A 2,500-nucleotide genomic window follows, 5' to 3' on the forward strand; every position below is an offset into this window, starting at 1 on the left:
CTGTTATCCCCGGCGTACCTTTTATCCGTTGAGCGATGGCCCTTCCACACGGGACCACCGGATCACTATGACCGACTTTCGTCTCTGCTCGACTTGTCAGTCTCGCAGTCAGGCAGGCTTATGCCATTGCACTCAGCGAACGATTTCCGACCGTTCTGAGCCCACCATCGCGCGCCTCCGTTACTCTTTAGGAGGCGACCGCCCCAGTCAAACTACCCACCATACATTGTCCCGGACCCGGATAACGGGCCGCGGTTAGACATCCATAGTGATAAGGGTGGTATTTCAAGGGTGGCTCCACCTGAGCTGGCGCCCAGGCTTCAAAGCCTACCACCTATCCTACACATGCCACTACGAATGCCAATGTAAAGCTATAGTAAAGGTGCACGGGGTCTTTCCGTCTAACCGCAGGAACCCCGCATCTTCACGGGGAATTCAATTTCACTGAGTCTATGCTGGAGACAGCGGGGAAGTCGTTACGCCATTCGTGCAGGTCGGAACTTACCCGACAAGGAATTTCGCTACCTTAGGACCGTTATAGTTACGGCCGCCGTTTACTGGGGCTTCGATTCAGAGCTTGCACCCCTCCTCTTAACCTTCCAGCACCGGGCAGGCGTCAGACCCTATACGTCGTCTTGCGACTTCGCAGAGCCCTGTGTTTTTGATAAACAGTCGCTACCCCCTGGTCTGTGCCACCCTCCTCTGCTTGCGCAAAAAAGGGTCACGCTTCTTCCGAAGTTACGCGTGCAATTTGCCGAGTTCCTTCAGCATAGTTCTCTCAAGCGCCTTGGTATACTCTACCAGACCACCAGTGTCGGTTTCGGGTACGGTCTATAAGGAGGAGCTATTTCCTGGAACCACTCCGCTGCCCTTTCAATCCGATAAGATTGGACAACTTGTGTGATCCGTCACTACCTCCAGGCTCACGAATATTAACGTGATTCCCATCGACTACGCGTTTCCGCCTCGTCTTAGGGGCCGGCTAACCCTGCTCAGATTAACTTTAAGCAGGAACCCTTGGTCTTTCGGCGGGGGAGTCTCTCACTCCCCTTACGTTACTCATGTCAGCATTCGCACTTCTGATACCTCCACCGCCCCTCACGGGTACGGCTTCACTGGCTTACAGAACGCTCCGCTACCGCTCGTGATTGCTCACGAACCCTAAGCTTCGGTGTATGGCTTTAGCCCCGTTACATTTTCGGCGCAAAGACCCTTATTTAGACCAGTGAGCTGTTACGCTTTCTTTAAATGATGGCTGCTTCTAAGCCAACATCCTGGTTGTTTTGGGATCCTCACATCCTTTCCCACTTAGCCATAACTTGGGGACCTTAGCTGTAGGTCAGGGTTGTTTCCCTTTTCACGACGGACGTTAGCACCCGCCGTGTGTCTGCCGACTAGTACTCCCAGGTATTCGGAGTTTGGTTAGGTTTGGTAATCCGGTGAGGACCCCTAGCCCATCCAGTGCTCTACCCCCTGGGGTATTCGGTCGACGCTCTACCTAAATAGATTTCGCGGAGAACCAGCTATTTCCGAGTTTGATTGGCCTTTCACCCCTAGCCACAAGTCATCCCGAACTATTGCAACAGTTATGGGTTCGGCCCTCCAGTAAGTGTTACCTTACCTTCAGCCTGCTCATGGCTAGATCACTCGGTTTCGGGTCTAATGCGACGAACTGAACGCCCTGTTCAGACTCGCTTTCGCTGCGCCTACACCTATCGGTTTAAGCTTGCTCGTCACACTAAGTCGCTGACCCATTATACAAAAGGTACGTGGTCACCCGCCCATCAAAGCGCTTGCGCTCTTGATGGCAAAATCAAAAGTTCTTCAAATCGTCAAGCGATTTGAAGGACGGGCTCCCACTGTTTGTAGGCAATCGGTTTCAGGTACTCTTTCACTCCCCTTGTCGGGGTGCTTTTCACCTTTCCCTCACGGTACTAGTTCGCTATCGGTCATGCACGAGTACTTAGGCTTGGAAGGTGGTCCTCCCAATTTCAGACAGGATTTCACGTGTCCCGCCTTACTCAAGGACGATTGATCGCATTACGCGTACGGGGCTGTCACCCGCTATGGCCCAACTTTCCAGAAGGTTCCGCTTGTCTCTCAATCGCCGCTGGCCTGGTCCGGGTTCGCTCGCCACTACTTCCGGAGTCTCGGTTGATGTCCTTTCCTACGGGTACTTAGATGTTTCAGTTCCCCGCGTTCGCCACTTTATCCCTATGTATTCAGGATAAGTTACCTATTATCGATACTTGGAAACCACAGCAGCAAAAGCAGCGCGATCCCAAAGAGATCGTCGCCCCACGCTCAATCCTTTTGGGATTGTCGCGTCAGTTGCCCTGCTGCTCTGATTTTCCAAGTACCTTAGGTGGGTTTCCCCATTCGGAGATCTACGGATCAAAGGGTATTCGCACCTCCCCGTAGCTTATCGCAGCGTATCACGTCCTTCATCGCCTGTGCATGCCAAGGCATCCACCAATTGCCCTTAAGACACTTGATCGTT

Annotated in this window: 1 rRNA gene (running past one end of the window); it reads right to left on the reverse strand. The window is 52.8% G+C overall.

Going from position 1 to position 2,500, the window contains the following annotated elements:
• Window positions 1-2,497 (reverse strand): 23S ribosomal RNA (locus tag P9254_RS08870); it reaches 432 nt to the left of the window's first position.
• Window positions 2,498-2,500 lie beyond the last annotated feature (3 nt).

Origin of the sequence: Mesorhizobium sp. WSM4983, assembly GCF_029625765.1 — a bacterium.
GTDB lineage: Bacteria > Pseudomonadota > Alphaproteobacteria > Rhizobiales > Rhizobiaceae > Mesorhizobium.